Genomic DNA, 17,552 nt, shown 5'->3' with positions numbered 1-17,552 from the left:
TCGTCAGGAATTAGACCATGCGTAACTTCCGTCTGTTGCTCGGCGCCGCGATCCTGGCGCTGCCCGTCTCGTCGATCCCGGCGCCCGTGCTGGCCGCGCAGGCCGGTGAGACGTCGGCGTTCGCGTCGGTGTCGAAGCGCTATGTCGACGGCCTGGCGCGGCTGAACCCTTCGTCGGCGACGTCGCTCGGCGATCACCGGTTCGACGCGCAGATCACCGACATGTCCGCCGCGGGGCGCGCCAAGCGTGAGGCGTTCTCGAAGGCGATGCTGGCCGATCTCCAGCGGATCGATCGCAAAGCCCTGTCGCGCGAGGAGCAGGTCGATGCGGCGTTGCTCGACAATGCGCTGCGCTACGACATCTGGGATACCGAGACGCTCGGCGGGTGGGCGTGGGATCCGCAGGTCTATAACGACATCGCCGGCAGCTCGCTCTACTCGCTCGCCGCACGCGATTTCGCGCCATGGCCGCAGCGGCTGAACGCGGCGACCGCGCGGATGGCGGCGCTCCCTGCGTTGCTGGCACAGGCGCGCGCGAACATCGTGGTGGCGCGCGTACCGTCGATCTACGCGACGACCGTGGCGAAGCAGAACAGCGGCATCGTCGAGATCGCCGAGAGCATGCTCGCACCGCACAAAAGCGAACTGTCGGCAGCGGACGCCAAGCGGTTCGACGCCGCGCTCGTCAAACTGAAGGCAGCGGTCGCCGAGCATCAGGTCTGGCTCGACAAGACGCTCGTGCCCGGCGCGAAGGGCGACTTTCGGCTGGGGGCGGCGCTCTACGACAAGAAGCTCGGCTTCGCGCTGCAATCCGACCTCACGCGCACCGAGATCAAGCGCCGCGCGCAGGCTGCGATCGTCGACACGCGCGCGCAGATGTACGCGATCGCGCGCCAGATCTTCGGCGCCAAGCCGGGTGCCATGCTGCTGCCCGAAAAGCCGTCCGAAGCGCAGCAACAGGCGGGCATCCAGCTCGCGCTCGAACTCACCTACGCCAAGCGTCCGCCACGCGACGGCATGATCGATGCGTCAACCAAGGCACTGGCGCAGGCGACGACGTTCGTTCGCGAGAAGGGCCTCGTCGGCATGCCCGACAGCCCGGTGAAGATCATCACGATGCCCAAGTTCCAGCAGGGCGTCGCCGTCGCGTACTGCGATTCGCCGGGCCCGTTGGAGAAGAATCTCGGGACGTTCTTCGCCGTCTCGCCGATCCCTGACGACTGGACCGAGGCGCAGGCGACCTCGTTCCTGAGCGAATATAACGACTATATGATCCACGATCTCGCGGTGCACGAGGCGATGCCGGGGCATTATCTCCAGCTCGCGCACGCCAACGCGACTCAGTCTACGCTGCGCGCGGTGCTTGGCTCGGGGCCGTTCGTGGAGGGCTGGGCGGTCTATGCCGAGGGTATGATGGCGGACGAAGGTTATCTGAACGGCGATCCGCTGTTCAAGCTGACCGTGCTCAAGATGCGGCTGCGCTCTATCTCGAACTCGCTGCTCGACATCGGCATCCACACCGAAGGTATGACGCGCGAGCAGGCGATGCAGCTGATGACGCACACCGCGTTCCAGCAGGAGCGCGAGGCGGCCGGGAAGTGGGTCCGCGCCTCGCTCGGCTCGACGCAATTGCTGAGCTATTTCACGGGCTATTCGGAGCACATGGCGCTTCGGGAAGAGGCCAAGAAGCGGCAGGGCGGGGCGTTCGATCTCAAGCGCTACAACGACGCGCTGCTCGCGCATGGTTCGCCGCCGGTGCGCTACGTCCGCGAACTGCTGTTCGACCTGCCGATCGACTGAGGCCAAATCGTCGCTCGGAGCGGGTTGCGCTCCGGGCGGCGCCGAGAAGAGGGGTTGGTGGGCCCGGCAGGAATCGAACCCGCAACCTAGCCGTTATGAGCGGCCAGCTCTAACCGTTGAGCTACAGGCCCCACCGGCGCCTGCGTTAGCGCAAGCATCTGCAAAGCAAAAGACACAAAGAAAAAGGGCGCTCCCGAAGGAACGCCCTTTCCGACACTAATACTCTATCGAGCGCGAACGCCCGACAGCGTCTTAGTTCATGTTGTCGGTCTTCTCGTCGGCAGCGTCACGGACGTTGTCGGCAGCTGCGTTCATGTTGTCGGCAGCGTTCTCGAGCACGTCGGTAGCGACTGCGTTCGAGGTGTTGTCCGCCATGGCGTCCATGTTGTCAGCCTGCATTTCCATGTTGTCAGCCAGCATGTCCGCGTTGTTCTCAACTGCGGCGGCTTCTGGCGACTTGCTGCAGGCTGCGACGGACATCAGGCCGGCGGCAGCAGCGATCAGAACGATCTTCTTCATTCGAATGCTCCCAAGCATAGTTTCACTCGCGGCCGACCCGATTGCCGTCGCGAAGTCCCGTCAAATAGCGGCCCCCGGCGGGCGGTCAATCCGCTAAATTCATCTCTCCGCAAGGTTTGCGGCAGAACGATGACGTTTAGGTTGCTGCGACTGGTCACTTTTGGAGCACGATTGGCCCGATTTCCTCGGGGGCATTGGCCACCGTGGCGATCATCGCGGTCCACGCCGCGACGTTCTGGCGGAGCTGTTCGGGGTCGATCCGATCCAGCGTATCCTCGGGCGTATGGTGGTAATCGAAGTAGCGCAGGCCCGACTGGTTGAGGTCGATTCCGGCTACCCCCGTGGCGATCGTCGGGCCGACATCGGTGCCACCGTGCGGGGCGTCGTTGCCTCGGATGATCCCGAGCGGCGCGAGTGCGACGGCCAGGCGATCCTCGATGGGCTTGGCGGCTGCTGGCAGGCTGCTTTCGAACCGCCAGACGCGATCGGCGCCGAAGTCCGATTCGGCGGCAGTCGCGTGACGCTCGCCCGCATGTGCCTTGGCGTAAGCGAGCCCGCCGAAGCCACCGCTCTCCTCGTCGCCGAACCAGACGACGCGGATGGTGCGACGTGGGCGCTGGCCGCCGTCCATGACGATCTTGGCAGCGGCCGCGGTGATCGCGATGCCTGCGCCATCGTCGATCGCGCCGGTGCCGAGATCCCAGCTGTCGAGATGGCCACCGACCAGCACGATGCCCGCCTTGGGATCGGTGCCCGGAACCTCGGCGACGACGTTACCCGATTCCTGCATCCCGGCCTGCTTGTCCTGAAGCACCAGCTTCAGCGTCACCGGCTTGCCGAGCTTCACCAGCCGCTCGACATGCTCGGCGTCCGCGACCGACAGTGCCGCCGCGGGGATCGGCGTCACGCCCGCTTCGAAATTGGTGTTGCCCGCGTGCGGCCCGCGGCCGTGATCGGTGCCGATCGACCGGATCACGATCGCCGCCGCGCCCTTCTTGGCGGCGACGTTCGGTCCGACGAAGCGCGCGGTGCCCTGCGATCCATAGCTCGACCCGTCCTGGGTCGGCTGCATCGCGTTCGACACGAAGGCGATCTTGCCCTTCAGGCTGCCGTCAGCGGCGAGCGCAAGGTCGTTGTACGTCGCGAAATACACGATCGGCAGGGTCAGCCCGCCCGGCGGCGTCGCACCCGAATTGCCGAGGCCGACCAGATGCAGCGTCTGCGCATAGGGGGCGACCAACTCGCCACTCTCCGTACCGCGCGACCAGACCGGCAGCTGGTATGGCTCGATCCGCACGTTCTTGAACCCCAGCGCCTTCAGCTTGGCCACAGACCAGGCGCGCGCCCGCGGTGCCGCTTCGGTACCGGTCATCCGCGGGCCGACCTCGGTCGTGATCCCCTCGACGATCTTGTACGCCGTATCGTCGGTCAGCGCCTTGTCACGGAGTGCTGCGACCTTGGCGTCGACCGCGGTTGCCGGGGCGGCGGTACGCTGCGCCGACAGAGGAGAGGTGAGGGCGGAGGCGGCCAGCGCCGCGAGCAGGGTGCGTTTCATCATCGGGGCAGCGTATGTCGGCGCTCCCCGTTTGCCAACGGCCCGCCGCATCGCTATCTGCGCACGTCAAATCCCGCCTTTATTCAGAACGGAGCTCGGCACCCACATGGCCGTCCAGTATACCTACGTCATGAAGGGTCTGTCGAAGACCTTCCCCGGTGCCAACAAGCCCGTTCTCAACAACATACACCTGCAGTTCATCCCGTCGGCGAAGATCGCGATCATCGGCCCGAACGGTTCGGGCAAGTCGACGCTGATGAAGATCATGGCCGGCATGGATCCCGATTTCACTGGCGAAGCCTGGGCCGCAGAAGGCGTCAACGTCGGCTATCTGGCGCAGGAGCCTCAGCTCGATCCGACTAAGGACGTCATGGGCAACGTCAAGGACGGCGTGCGTCCGGTCGCGGACCTCGTCGACCGGTTCAACGCGATCTCGGCCGAGATGGGCGATCCGCAGGACGACACCGACTTCGACGCACTGATGGAAGAGATGGGCGAGCTTCAGGCCAAGATCGACGCGGTCGATGGCTGGGCGCTCGACAGCCAGCTCGAACAAGCGATGGAAGCCCTGCGCTGCCCGCCGGGCGACGCCGACGTCACCAACCTGTCGGGCGGCGAGAAGCGTCGCGTCGCGCTGTGCAAGCTGCTGCTGGAAAAGCCGCAGATCCTGCTGCTCGATGAGCCTACCAACCATCTCGACGCCGAAAGCGTGTCGTGGCTGGAGAACTACCTCAAGGAATATACCGGCAACGTCATCCTCGTGACGCATGACCGCTACTTCCTTGACAACGTCGTCAACTGGGTGCTCGAGCTCGATCGCGGGCGCTATTACACCTACGAGAGCAACTATTCGGGCTATCTGGAGAAGAAGGCGCAGCGCCTCAGCCAGGAAGAGCGCGAAGAGGCCGGCAAGCAGAAGGCGATCGCCGACGAGCTGGCGTGGATGCGCCAGACCCCCAAGGCACGCCAGACCAAGTCGAAGGCGCGTATCCGCGCATTCGACGAGCTGATGGAGAAGCAGGAGAACCGCGTTGCCGGCAAGGCTGCGATCCTGATCCAGCTGCCAGCCCGTCTCGGCGGCAAGGTGATCGAGGCGAAGGGCCTGACCAAGTCGTACGGCGACAAGCTGTTGTTCGACGGCCTCGACTTCACGCTGCCCCCCGGCGGCATCGTCGGCGTGATCGGCCCCAACGGCGCGGGCAAGTCGACGCTGTTCAAGCTCATCACCGGCCAGGAAACGCCCGACGAGGGCACGATCGAGGTCGGCTCGACCGTCAAGCTCGGCTATGTCGACCAGAGCCGCGACGATCTCGATCCGAACAAGAACGTCTGGCAGGAAATCTCCGACGAGCTCGAGATCTTCCGCTTCGGCAAGCAGGAGATGGGCACGCGCGCATACGTCGGCGCGTTCAACTTCCGCGGACCGGACCAGCAGAAGAAGGTCGGTCAGCTGTCGGGCGGTGAGCGCAACCGCGTCCACATGGCCAAGATGCTCAAGGAGGGTGGCAACGTCCTCCTGCTCGATGAGCCGACCAACGATCTCGACGTCGAGACGCTGCGTGCGCTCGAGGAGGCGCTGGAGACGTTCGCAGGCTGCGCGGTGGTCATCAGCCATGACCGCTTCTTCCTCGATCGCCTGGCCACGCACATCCTCGCGTTCGAGGGCGACAGCCATGTCGAGTGGTTCGAGGGCAACTACGCGTCGTACGAGGAGGACAAGCGTCGCCGGATGGGCGATGCCGCCGATCGGCCTACGCGTCTGGCGTACAAGAAGCTGACTCGCTGAGGACGATGCCTGTCGTAGAACACTCTCCCGGCGGTGATACCGCGCCTGCTGCTGGCGAACTCGAATATCGTCTTCGCCAGCAGTCGATCCTCGCCGATTTCGGGATCGAGGCTTTGCGGGCGCGGGATCTGCAGCCGATGTTGCAGCGCGCGACCGAATTGTGCGGCGAGGGGATGCGGTCGAAATACTGCAAGTTCCTCGAATATCGTCCCGAGCAGGATACGCTGCTGGTGCGTGCCGGCATCGGCTGGGAGCCGGGGGTGGTCGGGTCGACCGAGATGCGGACCGATCTCGGGTCGCCGGCGGGGTTCGCGTTGGAGACCGGGCAGCCGGTGATCTCGAACCACCTCGAGAACGAACAGCGCTTCCGCACGCCCGAGTTCATGGCGCGGCACAATATCCGGCGCGCGATCAACGTGCTGGTCGAGACATCGGGCAAGCGCTTTGGTGTGCTCGAGGTCGACAGCCCCGATGAGGGCCAGTTCGAGCCGGCCGACTTCGCGTTCATGCAGGGGTTTGCGAACCTTATCGGCGTCGCGATCGAGCGGCAGCAGGCGGAGCAGCGGTTGAGCGAGGCGATGGAGCATCAGGAACTGCTCACGCGGGAGGCCAGCCACCGGGTGAAAAATAGCCTCGCGCTGGTCTCGGCGATGCTCAACCTCCAGATGCAGGAGGACGACGATCCGCGGATCCGCCGGCTGCTGGGCGACGCGCAGGCGCGGATCACCGCGATCGCGCAGACTCACGACCAGCTATGGCGTGGCGATCAGGTCGGCATCGTCGCGCTGAACGACCTCGTCTGCGGGATCGCGACAGGGCTGGGGGAGCAATCGCTCACCCACCGGATCGACTGCGATATCGAGGCGATCCTGATCAGCGCGGACGTGGCGATCCCGATGGGGTTGCTGGTCACCGAGTTGGTCACCAACGCGATCAAATATGCCTATGGCGACGACGGCGGCGTGATTTGGGTCACGGTGCGGAGCGCGGACGGGCGGATCGTGCTGACGGTATCGGACGAGGGCGGTGGATTGCCGGCCGACTTCGACCTGAAGACGGCATCGCGGAAAAGCCTTGGGATGCGGATGATCGGCAGCCTCGCGCGGCAGCTGCGCGGGACGGTGACGATCGAGAACGCGGCGGTCGGGACGTGCGCGACGCTGGACGTGCCCGATCCGCGGGTAGACGCTTCGGTCTAGTGTTCTCCTGCGAACGCAGGAGTCCAGGGTCAGGAGCGTTTCGCTTGGTATCCTGGGCTCCTGCGTTCGCAGGAGAACCGTAGCTTATGCCGCGACGGCATCCGCCTTGGTCGCCATCCAAGCCTCGGCCTTCGCCAGCGCGGGGGCATCGTCGACGTCGATCCAGTCGAGGTCGCTGCAATCCACGATCCGGGCCAAACCCTGTGCGGCCAGCAGGCGGACGCCTTCGGTGAGCGAGGGGCTCGCCAAGGTCGCCAGCGCGTCAGAGAGCGCGGGGCCGATTGCGAAGACGCCGGTGTCGTAGCAGTCGTGTGGTTCGAGGCCCTTGCCGATCGCAACGATGCGGTCGCCCTCGGTCGCGACGCAGGTAACGTCCTCCGGGTCGACCCAGTCATGACCAAGGCGCCGGTCGATGCCGAGGCGTAGACCACCGCCAGCGCAGGCTTTCGCCATGCGGGCATAGAGTTCCGGGCTGACGAGGTGGTCACACATTGCGAGAATCGCTTCGTCACCGGCCAGTGCATCGCGCGCCGCCAGTACCGAGACGCCGTTGGGTTCGCGGTGATCCGCCAGCACTGTCTCGACCGCCAGCGGCCAGCGCCGGCTCGCGAGATACGCTTCGATCGCCTCGCGCCCATAGCTGACCGTCACGATCGCCCGCGCAAAACCGGCTTCCGCCAGTCCCTCAAGCGCGTGGGCGATCAACGGCCGCCCCGCCACCGCGCAGAGCGGCTTGTACGGGGCGGAGGTGCGAAGGCGGCTGCCTTCCCCGGCGGCGAGGATGATCGCCGTTTGGATCCGGGGCGTATCGATCATGTCAGGCGGCCTTGATGAACCGCTCGACTTCGATCTGCGCGAGATCGTCGGTCATCTGCGTGCGCGGATGCTTGCAGAAATAGGCCGAGGCAGGATCGATCACGCCGGCGATGCCGCGATCCTTGGCGATCTTGGCGCAACGGATCATGTCGATCGCGACGCCTGCGGAGTTGGGGCTGTCCTCGACCGAGAGACGCAGCTCCAGGTTCATCGGCACGCCGCCGAACAGCTGGCCTTCCATGCGCAGGAAGCAGACCTTGTTGTCGTTCTGCCAAGGCACGTAATCCGACGGACCGATGTGGACGTTGTCGTCGTCCATGCGCTCGGCCGCGACCGACTGCACGGCTTCGGTCTTCGAGATCTTCTTCGACTCGAGGCGGCGATGGTTCGACATGTTGAGGAAGTCGGTGTTGCCGCCGGTGTTGAGCTGGTACGTACGATCCAGCTTCACGCCGCGCTTGGCGAACAGGTCGGTCAGCACGCGGTGGACGATCGTCGCGCCAAGCTGAGCCTTGATGTCGTCGCCGATGATCGCGACGCCGGCGTCCTCGAACTTCTTCGCCCAGACCGGGTTCGACGCGATGAAGACGGGGATGTTGTTGACGAACGCAACGCCCGCTTCGATCGCGCACTCGGCGTAGAATTCGGTCGCTTCCTGCGAACCGACCGGCAGGTAGTTCATGAGAACGTCGGCGCCGGATGCCTTCAGCTCGGCGATGACCTCTTCACGGGTCGGCTCGGCAGCGTCGGACATCAGGAACGTGCGGTCGTCCTTGAAGTCGGCCATGTGGTCGGCGACGCCGTCCAGCTTCTTGCCCATCTTCACGATCGTGCCGGTGTTGCCGACATTGGGTGCGAACACCGCGGTGCAGTTGGGCTTGGCGAAGATCGCCTCGGCGACGTCCTTGCCGACCTTGCGACGATCGACGTCCCAGGCCGCGACGACCTTGATGTCGCTCGGCTTGTAGCCACCCATATCGAAATGCATCAGGCCAACCTGGTCGTTTGCCCCCTCGCGATAATGCTCGAGGCCCTGGACGAGCGAGCTCGCGCAGTTGCCGATGCCGACCACGGCGATCCGAATGCTATTCATTACTGACCCTGTTCCTTACGAAAGATGCATGCGCGACGCGGTCTTTGGTCGCGTTGCTGAAGTATTACGAACGAACGCCCGCTCGACACGACGGTGCCAGACGAGCCCGACGATGGCGACGAGCGTCAAAGGGACGATCTCGAACCACCAGAAGATGCGTGGATTGCCCGCGAAGCAGGCGACGAAGATCGCCCATACCCGGACATTCGCGGTAAGCAAGGCCATGAAGCGCAACGGCGCGACGGCGCGCGCACCGTATAGCGTACCAAGCGCGACCGGATCGACCGACTGGCCCAGCGTGCGCTCGAACGGCATCGCGATCCGGTCGATGCTGCTGGCAACGCTGTCGTAGAAGCGGACGAGCGCGTTGCCGGTCGGCACGGGCGGAGCCTCGAGTGCCACGCCCTTGATGCGACGATGGAAGCGCGAGCGCTCGCCTTCGTACATGTTCGACTGCACCGCGTGTGCGCCACCGGCGGCAAAGGCGAGGATCCATCCCTCGGGCGTGTCGATCGTCAGCGCGAGCGAGATATAGATCAGCGCGAACACGCCGTGATCGCACAGCCCGTCGAGCATGCGGCCGAGCGGGCTGGCGGTCTTGGTCGCGCGTGCCACCATGCCATCGAGTCCGTCGGCGATCAGCCAGCCCATCGACAGCACCAGACCGACCAGCGCGATCGCCCAGCTATCCCATTGCGTGTAGGCGAGCGCGGCTGCCCCACCGAGGCAAAGCCCTGCCACCGATACGGAATTCGCGGAAATCCCACGCGCCAAGGCAAGCGGCAAAAGCGCACGGCCTGCCGGGTGAATTAGCCAAAGATTAGATGGGATCTCGATCCGGCGATCGCGCGATCCATCCGGTGGAGCCACTGTCATAGGATTTTCATAATGCGCCGGATGGGCGATTTATGCAAGGTGGCGCGGCTGACCTTACGGAACGCTTGACCGCAATTCCTCTAGCCATATCGCGGCGCTCCCATCCGACGGCGCGCGCCAGTCGCCACGCGGCGATAGCGCTCCGCCTGCCGACACCTTCGGCCCGTTGGGCATCGCCGACCGCTTGAACTGGCTGGTCGTGAAGAACCGGTAGAGAAATTTCTCCAACCAGTGGCGGATCGTCGGCAGGTCGTAGGCGAGGCGGGCATCAGCCGGCAGGTCCTCCGGCCATGCGCCGACGCTCGCGTCGCGCCACGCGTGCCAGGCGAGAAACGCGATCTTCGACGGGGCCAGGCCGTATCGGATCACGTAATGCGCGAAGAAATCGTTCAGCGCATACGGCCCGATCATCGACTCGGTGCTCTGCAAGGCGCCGTCGGCGCCTGCCGGTACGAGTTCGGGCGAAATCTCCTGCGCCAGGATCGTCGCCAGGATGTCGTCGGTCGCCGCGTCATACTGGTCGGTGCGGATACACCAGCGGATTAGGAACTGGATCAGTGTCTTCGGCACGCCAGCGTTGACCGCGTAATGGCTCATCTGGTCGCCGACGCCGTAGGTGCACCAGCCGAGCGCCATCTCGCTGAGATCGCCCGTGCCAAGCACGATCCCGCGCCGCTGGTTGGCGAGGCGGAATAGGTAATCGGTGCGCAGGCCTGCCTGCACGTTCTCGAAGGTGATGTCGTAGACGGGTTCGCCTTCGCTGAAGGGGTGGCCGATGTCTTCGAGCATCCGGGTGGCGGCGGGGCGGATGTCGATCTCTTCCGCGGTAATGCCGAGCGCGCGCATGAGTGCCCAGGCGTTCGCCTTGGTGCCTTCGCCGGTGGCGAAGCCGGGCATGGTGAAGCCGAGGATGTTGGTCCGCGGGCGTCCGAGGCGGTCCATGGCCTTCGCCGCGACGATCAGCGCGTGAGTCGAGTCGAGGCCGCCGGACACGCCGATCACGATCGTCTCGGCATGCGCAGAGACGAGGCGCTTCGACAGCGCCTCCACCTGGATGTTGAACGCCTCGTAGCAATCGTCGTCGCGCCGCGCAGGATCGTTCGGGACGAACGGGAACCGGCGGATCGCGCGTTCGAGGCCGCTGTCGGCGAGCACCGGCGCGTGATCGAATGCGATCCGTCGGAAGCGTGTCTCGGGATTGCCGGCGAACATGGCCGCATCGTTGAACGTGCCGGTCCTCAGTCGTTCCTGTGTGATCCGTTCGCAGTCGACGTCGGCGACGACCAATTCGGGCTCGGTCGAGAACCGCGCCGACTCCGCGATCTGTTCGCCGAGTTCGTGAACCAGTCCCTGGCCGTCCCACGCGACTTCGGTGGTGCTCTCGCCCGGTCCCGCGGCGGAATAGACATACGCACACACCGCGCGCGCCGATTGCGCCGCCGCCAGCATCGCCCGATCGCGCGCCTTGCCGATCACGATGTTCGACGCCGACAGGTTGCAGCAGATCAGTGCCCCCGCGAGCGCACCAGCAGTCGAGGGCGGGGTAGGGGCCCAGTAATCCTCGCAGATTTCGGCATGGAAGACGAAGCGGGGCAGGTCGCGCGCGGCGAAGATCAGGTCGGTCCCGAACGGCACGTCGTCGCCGTTTAGGTCGATCGCCAGTCCGGTCATTCCCGCGCCACTCGCGAACCAGCGCTTTTCGTAGAACTCGCGGTAATTGGGCAGGAACGTCTTGGGGACCACGCCCAGCACCCGCCCGCGTGCGATCGCCAGCGCGCAGTTATACAGCCGCCCGTTCCGCACCAGCGCCGCGCCGACCAGCAGCACCGGCCGCACGGTCGCGCTCGCCTCGACCACCGTCGCGATCGCGGCCAGCGTCGCGCGCTGCTGCGCGGTCTGGAGATGCAGATCGTCGATCGCGTAGGAAGTGAGGTTCAACTCCGGGAACACGACGAGGTCGACGCCCTTCGCATCCGCCTCGCGCGCCAAGGCGATCGTAGCCTCGGCATTGGCCCCGGTATCTCCCACCGAAGCCCGCGGCGTCGCGGCGGCTACCCGGATCAGCCCGTGGCTATGGATCGCGTAGAATGGATGCGTCATGCCGCACCGATAAACGCCTGCGCTGCGTCACGCTACCGGCTTGATCCCGTCGGCGGTGGCATGACGCGCGATCCTGTGAGAGGCTTCGAGCATGAAACTTCGCATGGTCCAGGTGTTCGTCCTCGCGGTCATCAGCGTGCTGTACTGGCTGCTCGTAAGCCATGTCTCGGGCACGAAGGAGCCTTGGGATGCGGCTGGCTACTGGTTGATCTGGTACCCCGGTTCGCTGCTTCTGTCGGCCTTCGGGGGCTTTGCGTTTGGCAGGCGAGGATGGTCGGCAGGAGCGATAGTCACCTTCGCGCAACTGCCGGTAATGTGGGTGAATACGGGATTCGGCGGGCTGCTGATCGTCGGTGTCGCGATACTTACTGTCCTGGCCGTTCCTGCGGTCATTCTCTCCGCGCTCTTCGGTCGCCTCCGAGCGACTTGGCGCCGCAATGCCGGTGGAAGGAAGCGGGACGGCCCGATATGAGATCGAGCCGCTAGCGCAACTAGCCATCCAGCGACACGGAGACGATTTTGACGATCACGATGTTCGGCATCAAGAACTGCGACACGATCAAGAAGGCGCGGGCGTGGCTCGATGCGCGCGAAGTCGCGTACGCGTTCCACGACTACAAGGCCGCGGGTATCGACGCGCTGCACCTCGACGACTGGATCGGTCGGGTCGGGTGGGAAGTGTTGCTCAACCGCGCAGGCACGACGTTTCGGAAGCTTCCCGAAGCGGATCGCGCGGATCTGGATTCGGCGAAGGCCACCGCGCTGATGCTGGCGCAACCGTCGATGATCAAGCGACCGGTGCTCGATACCGGCGAGACACTGCTGGTCGGGTTCAAACCCGAAGCGTATGAAGCGGCGGGGCTGGGGAGCGCCTGAAGGAGATCAGCATGCCGGTTGCAAGTTGGAATGGCCACGAGATCGCACGATCGGACGATACCGTCGTCGTCGAGGGCAATCATTACTTCCCTGCGGACAGCGTCGATCCGGCATTGCTGGAGGATAGCGCGACGCACTCGAACTGCCCGTGGAAGGGCGTTGCCAGCTACAAGACACTGGTCGTCGACGGAAAGCGGAACGTCGATGCGGTCTGGTATTATCCGGAGCCAAAGTCGGCGGCGGCGGAGATCGAGGGACGCTATGCGTTCTGGAAGGGCGTGACGGTCGCGTAAGGACGCGCGCGCCAATTTTTGAATCCTCCCCCGCAAGGGGGAGGTGTCGCCGAAGGTGACAGAGGGGGAGGACACGGAACAGGCGTTTCGCTTACCTCCCCCTCCGTCTGGCAAGCGCCAGCCACCTCCCCCTGGCGGGGGAGGATCGGGAGGCCCAGCTCAGATCGCGCCCGAGAACGTATCGCACTGCTGCGGATCGCCGCTGTCCAGCCCGCGCTTCAGCCACGACTGGCGCTGTGCCGAGGTGCCGTGCGTGAAGCTGTCGGGTACCACGCGACCCTGCGTTTCCTTTTGCAGCGTGTCGTCGCCGATCGCCTGTGCGGCGGTCATGCCCTCCTGGATATCCCCGGCCTCGAGCCGCGACTTGTTCGCCGACGCCCACACGCCCGCATAGCAATCCGCCTGGAGTTCGAGCCGCACGGACAGCGCGTTGCCTTCGGTCTCGCTCGCCTGCCGCTGTGCCTGCTGGACCTGCGCATTGGTGCCGAGCAGCTTCTGGATATGATGGCCGAACTCATGCGCGATCACATAGTCCTGCGCAAAATCGCCCTGTGCCTTGAAGCGGGTCGAGAGTTCGTTGAAAAAGCTGGTGTCGAGATAGATGCCCTGGTCGGTCGGGCAATAGAAGGGGCCCATCGCCGATTGCGCCGCGCCGCAGCCCGACTGGCCGTTGCCGGAATAGAAGACCAGCTTCGGCGCTTCGAACCGCTGTCCGTTCTTCTGGAAGATCGCTTCCCAGGTGTTGTCGGCGGAGCTGAACGCGTTGCAGGCGGCCTTGCTTTCGGCGTTCAGCGAGCAGCTTGTCTTGGTATCGGTACCCGAACGCGGTCCGCTTTGCGTCGTCGGTGCCGACGACTGCCCGCCGCCGAGCAGCCCGCCAAGGCCGCCCATGCCGCCGAACACCGCCATCAGGATCAGCACCACGACGATCCCGCCGCACCCGAAGCGGCTGCCGATCATCGGCAACAACCCCATCAGCAGGCCGCCGCCACCGCCCCCAAAGCCGCCGCCTCCGCCGCCCGAGCCCCGCTGGTCCTCGACGTTGATGTTCGGATCGTAATCGTCGAGCCGCATGATATGCCCCTTTTCGTTTCTTCTCGGGAACGAAATGCGCAAGGTGGCGCTAGGGTTGCAAGGTCGCGTGTCATCGACGCGATAGAGGGAGGGAGTACGCATGTTCCTGAAGGGCAAGACCGCGGTCATCACCGGATCCACCTCGGGCATCGGCCTCGCCTATGCCAAGGCGTTCGCGGCCGAAGGCGCTACCGTGATGCTCAACGGCTTTGGCGACACCGATGCGATCGAGCGAGACCGTGCGGGATTGGCGGAGGTCAGCGGAGCCGCCGCGCTCTACGACCCGGCCGACATGACCAAGCCCGAACAGATCGCGGCGATGGTCGCGCGCGCCGTGGCGGAGACCGGCAGCGTCGACATCGTCGTCAACAACGCCGGCATTCAGCATGTCGCCGGGATCGCCGATTTTCCGATCGACAAGTTCGACGCGATCATCGCGATCAACCTGTCTTCCGCCTGGCACATGATGCGGGCGGCGGTGCCCCACATGCGGGCGAAGGGCTGGGGCCGGATCATCTCGACCGCGTCCGCGCACTCGCTGGTCGCGAGCCCGAACAAGTCCGCCTACGTGATGGCGAAGCACGCGATCGCCGGGCTCACCAAGACGATCGCGCTGGAGACCGCGACCGACGGCATCACCGTCAACTGCATCTCGCCGGGCTATGTCTGGACGCCGCTGGTCGAGAACCAGATCCCCGATACGATGGCGGCACGCGGGCTGACGCGCGATCAGGTGATGAACGACGTGCTGTTGGCGGCGCAACCGACCAAGGAGTTCGTCACGCCCGAGCAGGTCGCGGCGTTCGCGCTGTTCCTGTGCCGCGACGAAGCCAGGGCGATCACCGGCGCGAACCTGTCGATGGATGGCGGCTGGACCGCGGCGTGACGACTAGCGGTGGCCAAGTTTCGAAAACCGTTGCTTCTCAACGTGATACAGGCGTAGTTTCGCTCAAGCGATCGGGACAGCAGACTATGCGGACTTGGTTTGGAACTGCCGTGTGCATGACGATCGCGATCTGTGGATCGACCGTCGTCGGTATCGAGACGGCGAGCGGCGATCCGCGCAACACGCTCGACTGGCGCCGGGTGGCCACGACCGCTGATCGCGCGCGGTTGCGGGGATGGCGCGGCGCATGGGTGGATGCCCTGGCGCAGGTTGATCCGCAGGAAACACGGCGCGATCCCGTGCTGTTCGATCCCGATCGATCCTTGGTTGATCCCCTGCCGCCCGAAGGCAAGTACCGGTGCCGCACGTACAAGCTCGGCGCGCACGCCGGCGTCGGCCCGACGTTTACGATGTCGGGCTGGTTCGCATGTCGGATCGGGACGAGCGACGACGATGGCGAGAGCGTGGTCAGCCTCGTCAAGCTCGACGGATCGCAGCGCCCGGTCGGTACGATCTTCGCCGACACCAATGCGCGCGCCGTCTTCCTGGGGACGATGGAGCTCGGCGACGAGAAGCGGCCGATGCGCTATGGCCGCGATGCGAACCGCGACATGGCCGGGCTGATCGAGCGGATCGGTGCCAAGCGCTGGCGCGTGGTGCTGCCCTATCCCAAGTTCGAGTCGGTGCTGGACGTCGTCGAGCTGGTACCGGCGGATTAGCGCGGCGCGGCTGGCGTCGATGGGGCTGGCATCGATGGGGTGAGCGTCGCGGTCGGCGGCCGATACGCGGTTGCGACCGAAGCCGACGACGCCGACGCTACGCTCCCGACCGGCACGATCGGCGACAGGCTCGCGAGATACTCCTTGCCGTGCATCGCGACCGGAGTGACGCGTCCGACATTGGCCGCACCGACGGCCTTCAGATACGACCGCGGTTTCTTCATCAATTTGGGCTGGTCGAGCCCCGACAGTCCGACGATCCGCGCGGCCTCCTTGACGAAATGCACGCAATTGTGATCGCCGAGACGATACACGCTATCGGGCTTGCCCTCGCTCCAGGCATCGACCAGCTTCAGTACCTGCGTATATTGCGCGTCGGTCATCACGACGGAGAACTGCGCGTCGCTGCCGTTGATATAGGTCGGCTTGGCGATATCGAGCATGCCGGACACCGGGCCCATCAACAGCGCGGGCGACACCGATTTCGCCGTGAATCCGAAATTGGCATCGACCGACGCGCCGCCCGCATCGGGCACGCCGCGTAACGTGAAGAACGCGTGCGGGAAGCTGTTGCCGAGCTCGTGGCTCCAGAAGGTGATCGTCACCGCCGCCTGTGCAGGCAACGCTGCCCCAAGCCATAGCGAGAGCAGGGCGATCAGGCGGAACAATGCTTTCATGCGCCAGTGCTATCGTCGAATTGCCAGCCTTACCAGAGGCATGCCCATGATTTAGATCAGCCCGGCATGGTAGTGTTGCCGTTGATCGGCGCAGGCGAGGCGGACGCGGCGAGCGTCGCGTTCTCGCGCTTCTCCGGGCGGATATAGATTGAGGAAAGCATCGGGACGGCCGCGCGCAGCTCGGTCTCCATCGCCTCGATCATCGTCTCGCCGTCGCCCATCGTCACCGAATCGTCGAAGTCCGCGCTGATCGCCGCGAAGATGCTCTCCGGCGCGGTGTGGATCGTGCGGACATGATTGACCGAGACGACCGCCGGATGTGCGGACACGATCTTGCGGATCGTCGCGATCACCGCCGGGTCGGCGCGCTCGCCGATCAGCAGGCCCTTCGACTCGCGTGCGAGCAGCACCGCGACCAGCGCGAGGATCAGGCCGATCGCGATCGAGGCGGCGCCATCGATCCGGGGATCGTTGAACGCATGGCTCGCCCAGATGCCGACTCCCGCGATAACGAGGCCCGCGAGCGCCGCGGAATCCTCGAACAGCACGATGAAGCCGGCGGGGTCCTTCGAGCGGTGGATCGCCTGCCACCAGCCCATGTCGCCCTTCGACTTCGAGAATTCGCGCACCGCAATCGTCCAGCTGCTGCCCTCGAGCGCGAACGAGATCGCGAGGACGACGTAGTTGATGGTCGGGCTGGTGAGTGGCTCGGGCTCCTGGATATGCCGCCAGCCCTCGAAGATCGACACGCCCGCGCCGATCGCGAAGATCAGGATCGCGACAACGAACGCCCAGAAATACAGTTCGCGACCATACCCGAACGGGTGCGCCTCGTCGGCAGGGCGCTTGGCCTTTTTCTGACCGTAGAGCAGGAGCACTTGGTTGCCGCTATCGACCACCGAGTGGAAACCTTCGGTCAGCATCGACGACGATCCGGTCATCCCCGCGGCGACGAATTTCGCCACGCCGATCCCGAGATTGGCGGCGAGGGCGCCGTAGAGGACGATGTCGTCCTTGATGCGAGCGGTCAGTGTCTTGGCCATCCCGCCGTCCTACACGAGGCGATGCCGTTGGAAAGGGTGAGGGCAGGAAAGGGCGGGCTTCTTAACGCGTTGGTGACGCACCTGTCTCGATCCTCCCACGTGCGCGGTACTTATCCCCCCTCCCTGGAAGGGAGGGGCCGGGGGTGGGTTGGTCGCCGCATTAATCGAACCGGCCGGACACGAGCGGGCCGACCCACCCCAACCCCTCCCTTCCAGGGAGGGGCGGAAACTCAGCGCACCT

General features: G+C 65.2%; 17 protein-coding genes and 1 tRNA gene. 8 read left to right on the top strand and 10 right to left on the bottom strand.

The features are described from left to right. The first annotated feature begins 17 nt into the window (after positions 1 to 17). On the top strand, positions 18 to 1,799 hold the full coding sequence (locus tag BM244_RS12210) for a DUF885 domain-containing protein (RefSeq protein ID WP_093399229.1): 1,782 nt from the start codon (positions 18 to 20) through the stop codon (positions 1,797 to 1,799). Positions 1,800 to 1,854: 55 nt separating this feature from the next. Here BM244_RS12210 and BM244_RS12205 read toward each other — a convergent pair. The 3 genes from BM244_RS12205 to BM244_RS12195 form a co-directional block, all read right to left on the bottom strand. Further along, positions 1,855 to 1,930 (bottom strand) — tRNA-Ile (locus BM244_RS12205). 121 nt (positions 1,931 to 2,051) lie between these two features. Then, positions 2,052 to 2,318 (bottom strand): hypothetical protein, encoded by a 267-nt coding sequence (locus tag BM244_RS12200; RefSeq protein ID WP_031393308.1) that lies wholly within the window; start codon positions 2,316 to 2,318, stop codon positions 2,052 to 2,054. Between the two features lie 154 nt (positions 2,319 to 2,472). Continuing rightward, positions 2,473 to 3,876 carry a M20/M25/M40 family metallo-hydrolase gene (locus BM244_RS12195; RefSeq protein WP_093399228.1) on the bottom strand — a complete coding sequence of 468 codons (1,404 nt, stop codon included), beginning with the start codon at positions 3,874 to 3,876 and terminating at the stop codon, positions 2,473 to 2,475. Positions 3,877 to 3,979: 103 nt separating this feature from the next. Here BM244_RS12195 and ettA point away from each other — a divergent pair, with 103 nt between their 5' ends. Both ettA and BM244_RS12185 read left to right on the top strand, forming a co-directional pair. Beyond that, on the top strand, positions 3,980 to 5,659 hold the full coding sequence (gene ettA, locus BM244_RS12190) for an energy-dependent translational throttle protein EttA (RefSeq protein WP_093399227.1): 1,680 nt from the start codon (positions 3,980 to 3,982) through the stop codon (positions 5,657 to 5,659). A gap of 5 nt (positions 5,660 to 5,664) precedes the next feature. Next, positions 5,665 to 6,858 carry a sensor histidine kinase gene (locus BM244_RS12185; RefSeq protein ID WP_093399226.1) on the top strand — a complete coding sequence of 398 codons (1,194 nt, stop codon included), beginning with the start codon at positions 5,665 to 5,667 and terminating at the stop codon, positions 6,856 to 6,858. 84 nt (positions 6,859 to 6,942) lie between these two features. Here BM244_RS12185 and BM244_RS12180 read toward each other — a convergent pair whose 3' ends face one another. From BM244_RS12180 to BM244_RS12165, 4 genes are read right to left on the bottom strand one after another with little or no spacing between them, the layout of a single operon-like run. Continuing rightward, positions 6,943 to 7,674 carry a phosphocholine cytidylyltransferase family protein gene (locus BM244_RS12180; protein WP_093399225.1) on the bottom strand — a complete coding sequence of 244 codons (732 nt, stop codon included), beginning with the start codon at positions 7,672 to 7,674 and terminating at the stop codon, positions 6,943 to 6,945. A gap of 1 nt (position 7,675) precedes the next feature. Further along, the gene (locus tag BM244_RS12175) at positions 7,676 to 8,767 is read right to left on the bottom strand and encodes an inositol-3-phosphate synthase (RefSeq protein ID WP_093399224.1); all 1,092 of its coding nucleotides are present in this window, start codon (positions 8,765 to 8,767) and stop codon (positions 7,676 to 7,678) included. 15 nt (positions 8,768 to 8,782) lie between these two features. Next, complete coding sequence (locus tag BM244_RS12170) at positions 8,783 to 9,643, bottom strand: CDP-alcohol phosphatidyltransferase family protein (protein WP_093399223.1); 861 nt, start codon at positions 9,641 to 9,643, stop codon at positions 8,783 to 8,785. Between the two features lie 54 nt (positions 9,644 to 9,697). Further along, the gene (locus BM244_RS12165; protein WP_093399222.1) at positions 9,698 to 11,743 is read right to left on the bottom strand and encodes an NAD(+) synthase; all 2,046 of its coding nucleotides are present in this window, start codon (positions 11,741 to 11,743) and stop codon (positions 9,698 to 9,700) included. A gap of 91 nt (positions 11,744 to 11,834) precedes the next feature. On the opposite strand from BM244_RS12165, the gene BM244_RS12160 reads away from it, so the two are divergent. Genes BM244_RS12160 through BM244_RS12150 form a run of 3 tightly spaced genes read left to right on the top strand, consistent with a single transcriptional unit; the run spans position 11,835 to position 12,912 of the window. Beyond that, complete coding sequence (locus BM244_RS12160) at positions 11,835 to 12,215, top strand: hypothetical protein (RefSeq protein ID WP_093399221.1); 381 nt, start codon at positions 11,835 to 11,837, stop codon at positions 12,213 to 12,215. A 47-nt stretch (positions 12,216 to 12,262) separates the two neighbouring features. Beyond that, the gene (locus BM244_RS12155; RefSeq protein WP_093399220.1) at positions 12,263 to 12,619 is read left to right on the top strand and encodes an ArsC family reductase; all 357 of its coding nucleotides are present in this window, start codon (positions 12,263 to 12,265) and stop codon (positions 12,617 to 12,619) included. An 11-nt stretch (positions 12,620 to 12,630) separates the two neighbouring features. Continuing rightward, complete coding sequence (locus BM244_RS12150) at positions 12,631 to 12,912, top strand: DUF427 domain-containing protein (protein ID WP_093399219.1); 282 nt, start codon at positions 12,631 to 12,633, stop codon at positions 12,910 to 12,912. 159 nt (positions 12,913 to 13,071) lie between these two features. Here the strand turns inward: BM244_RS12150 and BM244_RS12145 are convergent, their stop codons facing one another. Continuing rightward, positions 13,072 to 13,986, bottom strand: a complete 915-nt coding sequence (locus tag BM244_RS12145; protein ID WP_093399218.1) for a KPN_02809 family neutral zinc metallopeptidase — start codon at positions 13,984 to 13,986, stop codon at positions 13,072 to 13,074. Between the two features lie 100 nt (positions 13,987 to 14,086). Here BM244_RS12145 and BM244_RS12140 point away from each other — a divergent pair, with 100 nt between their 5' ends. Further along, on the top strand, positions 14,087 to 14,872 hold the full coding sequence (locus BM244_RS12140) for a 3-hydroxybutyrate dehydrogenase (protein ID WP_093399217.1): 786 nt from the start codon (positions 14,087 to 14,089) through the stop codon (positions 14,870 to 14,872). A 116-nt stretch (positions 14,873 to 14,988) separates the two neighbouring features. Next, entirely contained in the window at positions 14,989 to 15,591 is a 603-nt protein-coding gene (locus tag BM244_RS12135; protein WP_093399216.1) for a DUF4893 domain-containing protein, read from the top strand. Here BM244_RS12135 and BM244_RS12130 read toward each other — a convergent pair. Continuing rightward, on the bottom strand, positions 15,588 to 16,268 hold the full coding sequence (locus tag BM244_RS12130; RefSeq protein ID WP_093399215.1) for a hypothetical protein: 681 nt from the start codon (positions 16,266 to 16,268) through the stop codon (positions 15,588 to 15,590). The two genes, BM244_RS12135 and BM244_RS12130, sit on opposite strands and share 4 nt — an antisense overlap. 56 nt (positions 16,269 to 16,324) lie before the next feature. Beyond that, complete coding sequence (locus BM244_RS12125) at positions 16,325 to 17,311, bottom strand: cation diffusion facilitator family transporter (protein WP_093399214.1); 987 nt, start codon at positions 17,309 to 17,311, stop codon at positions 16,325 to 16,327. Positions 17,312 to 17,552: the final 241 nt, after the last annotated feature.

Source organism: Sphingomonas sp. OK281 (assembly GCF_900115295.1).
Classification (GTDB): Bacteria; Pseudomonadota; Alphaproteobacteria; order Sphingomonadales; family Sphingomonadaceae; genus Sphingomonas.
The sequence above is the reverse complement of the archived record's forward strand: the minus strand, read 5'-3'. Positions and strand labels throughout refer to the sequence as shown.

Excerpts from the sequence above, each read along its gene's own strand:
- BM244_RS12140 (WP_093399217.1), top strand. The coding sequence starts at position 14,087 with ATGTTCCTGAAGGGCAAGACCGCGGTCATCACCGGATCCACCTCGGGC.
- BM244_RS12170 (WP_093399223.1), bottom strand. The coding sequence starts at position 9,643 with ATGACAGTGGCTCCACCGGATGGATCGCGCGATCGCCGGATCGAGATC.
- BM244_RS12200 (WP_031393308.1), bottom strand. The coding sequence starts at position 2,318 with ATGAAGAAGATCGTTCTGATCGCTGCTGCCGCCGGCCTGATGTCCGTC.
- BM244_RS12185 (WP_093399226.1), top strand. The coding sequence starts at position 5,665 with ATGCCTGTCGTAGAACACTCTCCCGGCGGTGATACCGCGCCTGCTGCT.
- BM244_RS12175 (WP_093399224.1), bottom strand. The coding sequence starts at position 8,767 with ATGAATAGCATTCGGATCGCCGTGGTCGGCATCGGCAACTGCGCGAGC.
- BM244_RS12210 (WP_093399229.1), top strand. The coding sequence starts at position 18 with ATGCGTAACTTCCGTCTGTTGCTCGGCGCCGCGATCCTGGCGCTGCCC.
- BM244_RS12145 (WP_093399218.1), bottom strand. The coding sequence starts at position 13,986 with ATGCGGCTCGACGATTACGATCCGAACATCAACGTCGAGGACCAGCGG.
- BM244_RS12125 (WP_093399214.1), bottom strand. The coding sequence starts at position 17,311 with ATGGCCAAGACACTGACCGCTCGCATCAAGGACGACATCGTCCTCTAC.
- BM244_RS12150 (WP_093399219.1), top strand. The coding sequence starts at position 12,631 with ATGCCGGTTGCAAGTTGGAATGGCCACGAGATCGCACGATCGGACGAT.
- BM244_RS12180 (WP_093399225.1), bottom strand. The coding sequence starts at position 7,674 with ATGATCGATACGCCCCGGATCCAAACGGCGATCATCCTCGCCGCCGGG.
- BM244_RS12135 (WP_093399216.1), top strand. The coding sequence starts at position 14,989 with ATGACGATCGCGATCTGTGGATCGACCGTCGTCGGTATCGAGACGGCG.
- ettA (WP_093399227.1), top strand. The coding sequence starts at position 3,980 with ATGGCCGTCCAGTATACCTACGTCATGAAGGGTCTGTCGAAGACCTTC.
- BM244_RS12130 (WP_093399215.1), bottom strand. The coding sequence starts at position 16,268 with ATGAAAGCATTGTTCCGCCTGATCGCCCTGCTCTCGCTATGGCTTGGG.
- BM244_RS12165 (WP_093399222.1), bottom strand. The coding sequence starts at position 11,743 with ATGACGCATCCATTCTACGCGATCCATAGCCACGGGCTGATCCGGGTA.
- BM244_RS12195 (WP_093399228.1), bottom strand. The coding sequence starts at position 3,876 with ATGATGAAACGCACCCTGCTCGCGGCGCTGGCCGCCTCCGCCCTCACC.
- BM244_RS12160 (WP_093399221.1), top strand. The coding sequence starts at position 11,835 with ATGAAACTTCGCATGGTCCAGGTGTTCGTCCTCGCGGTCATCAGCGTG.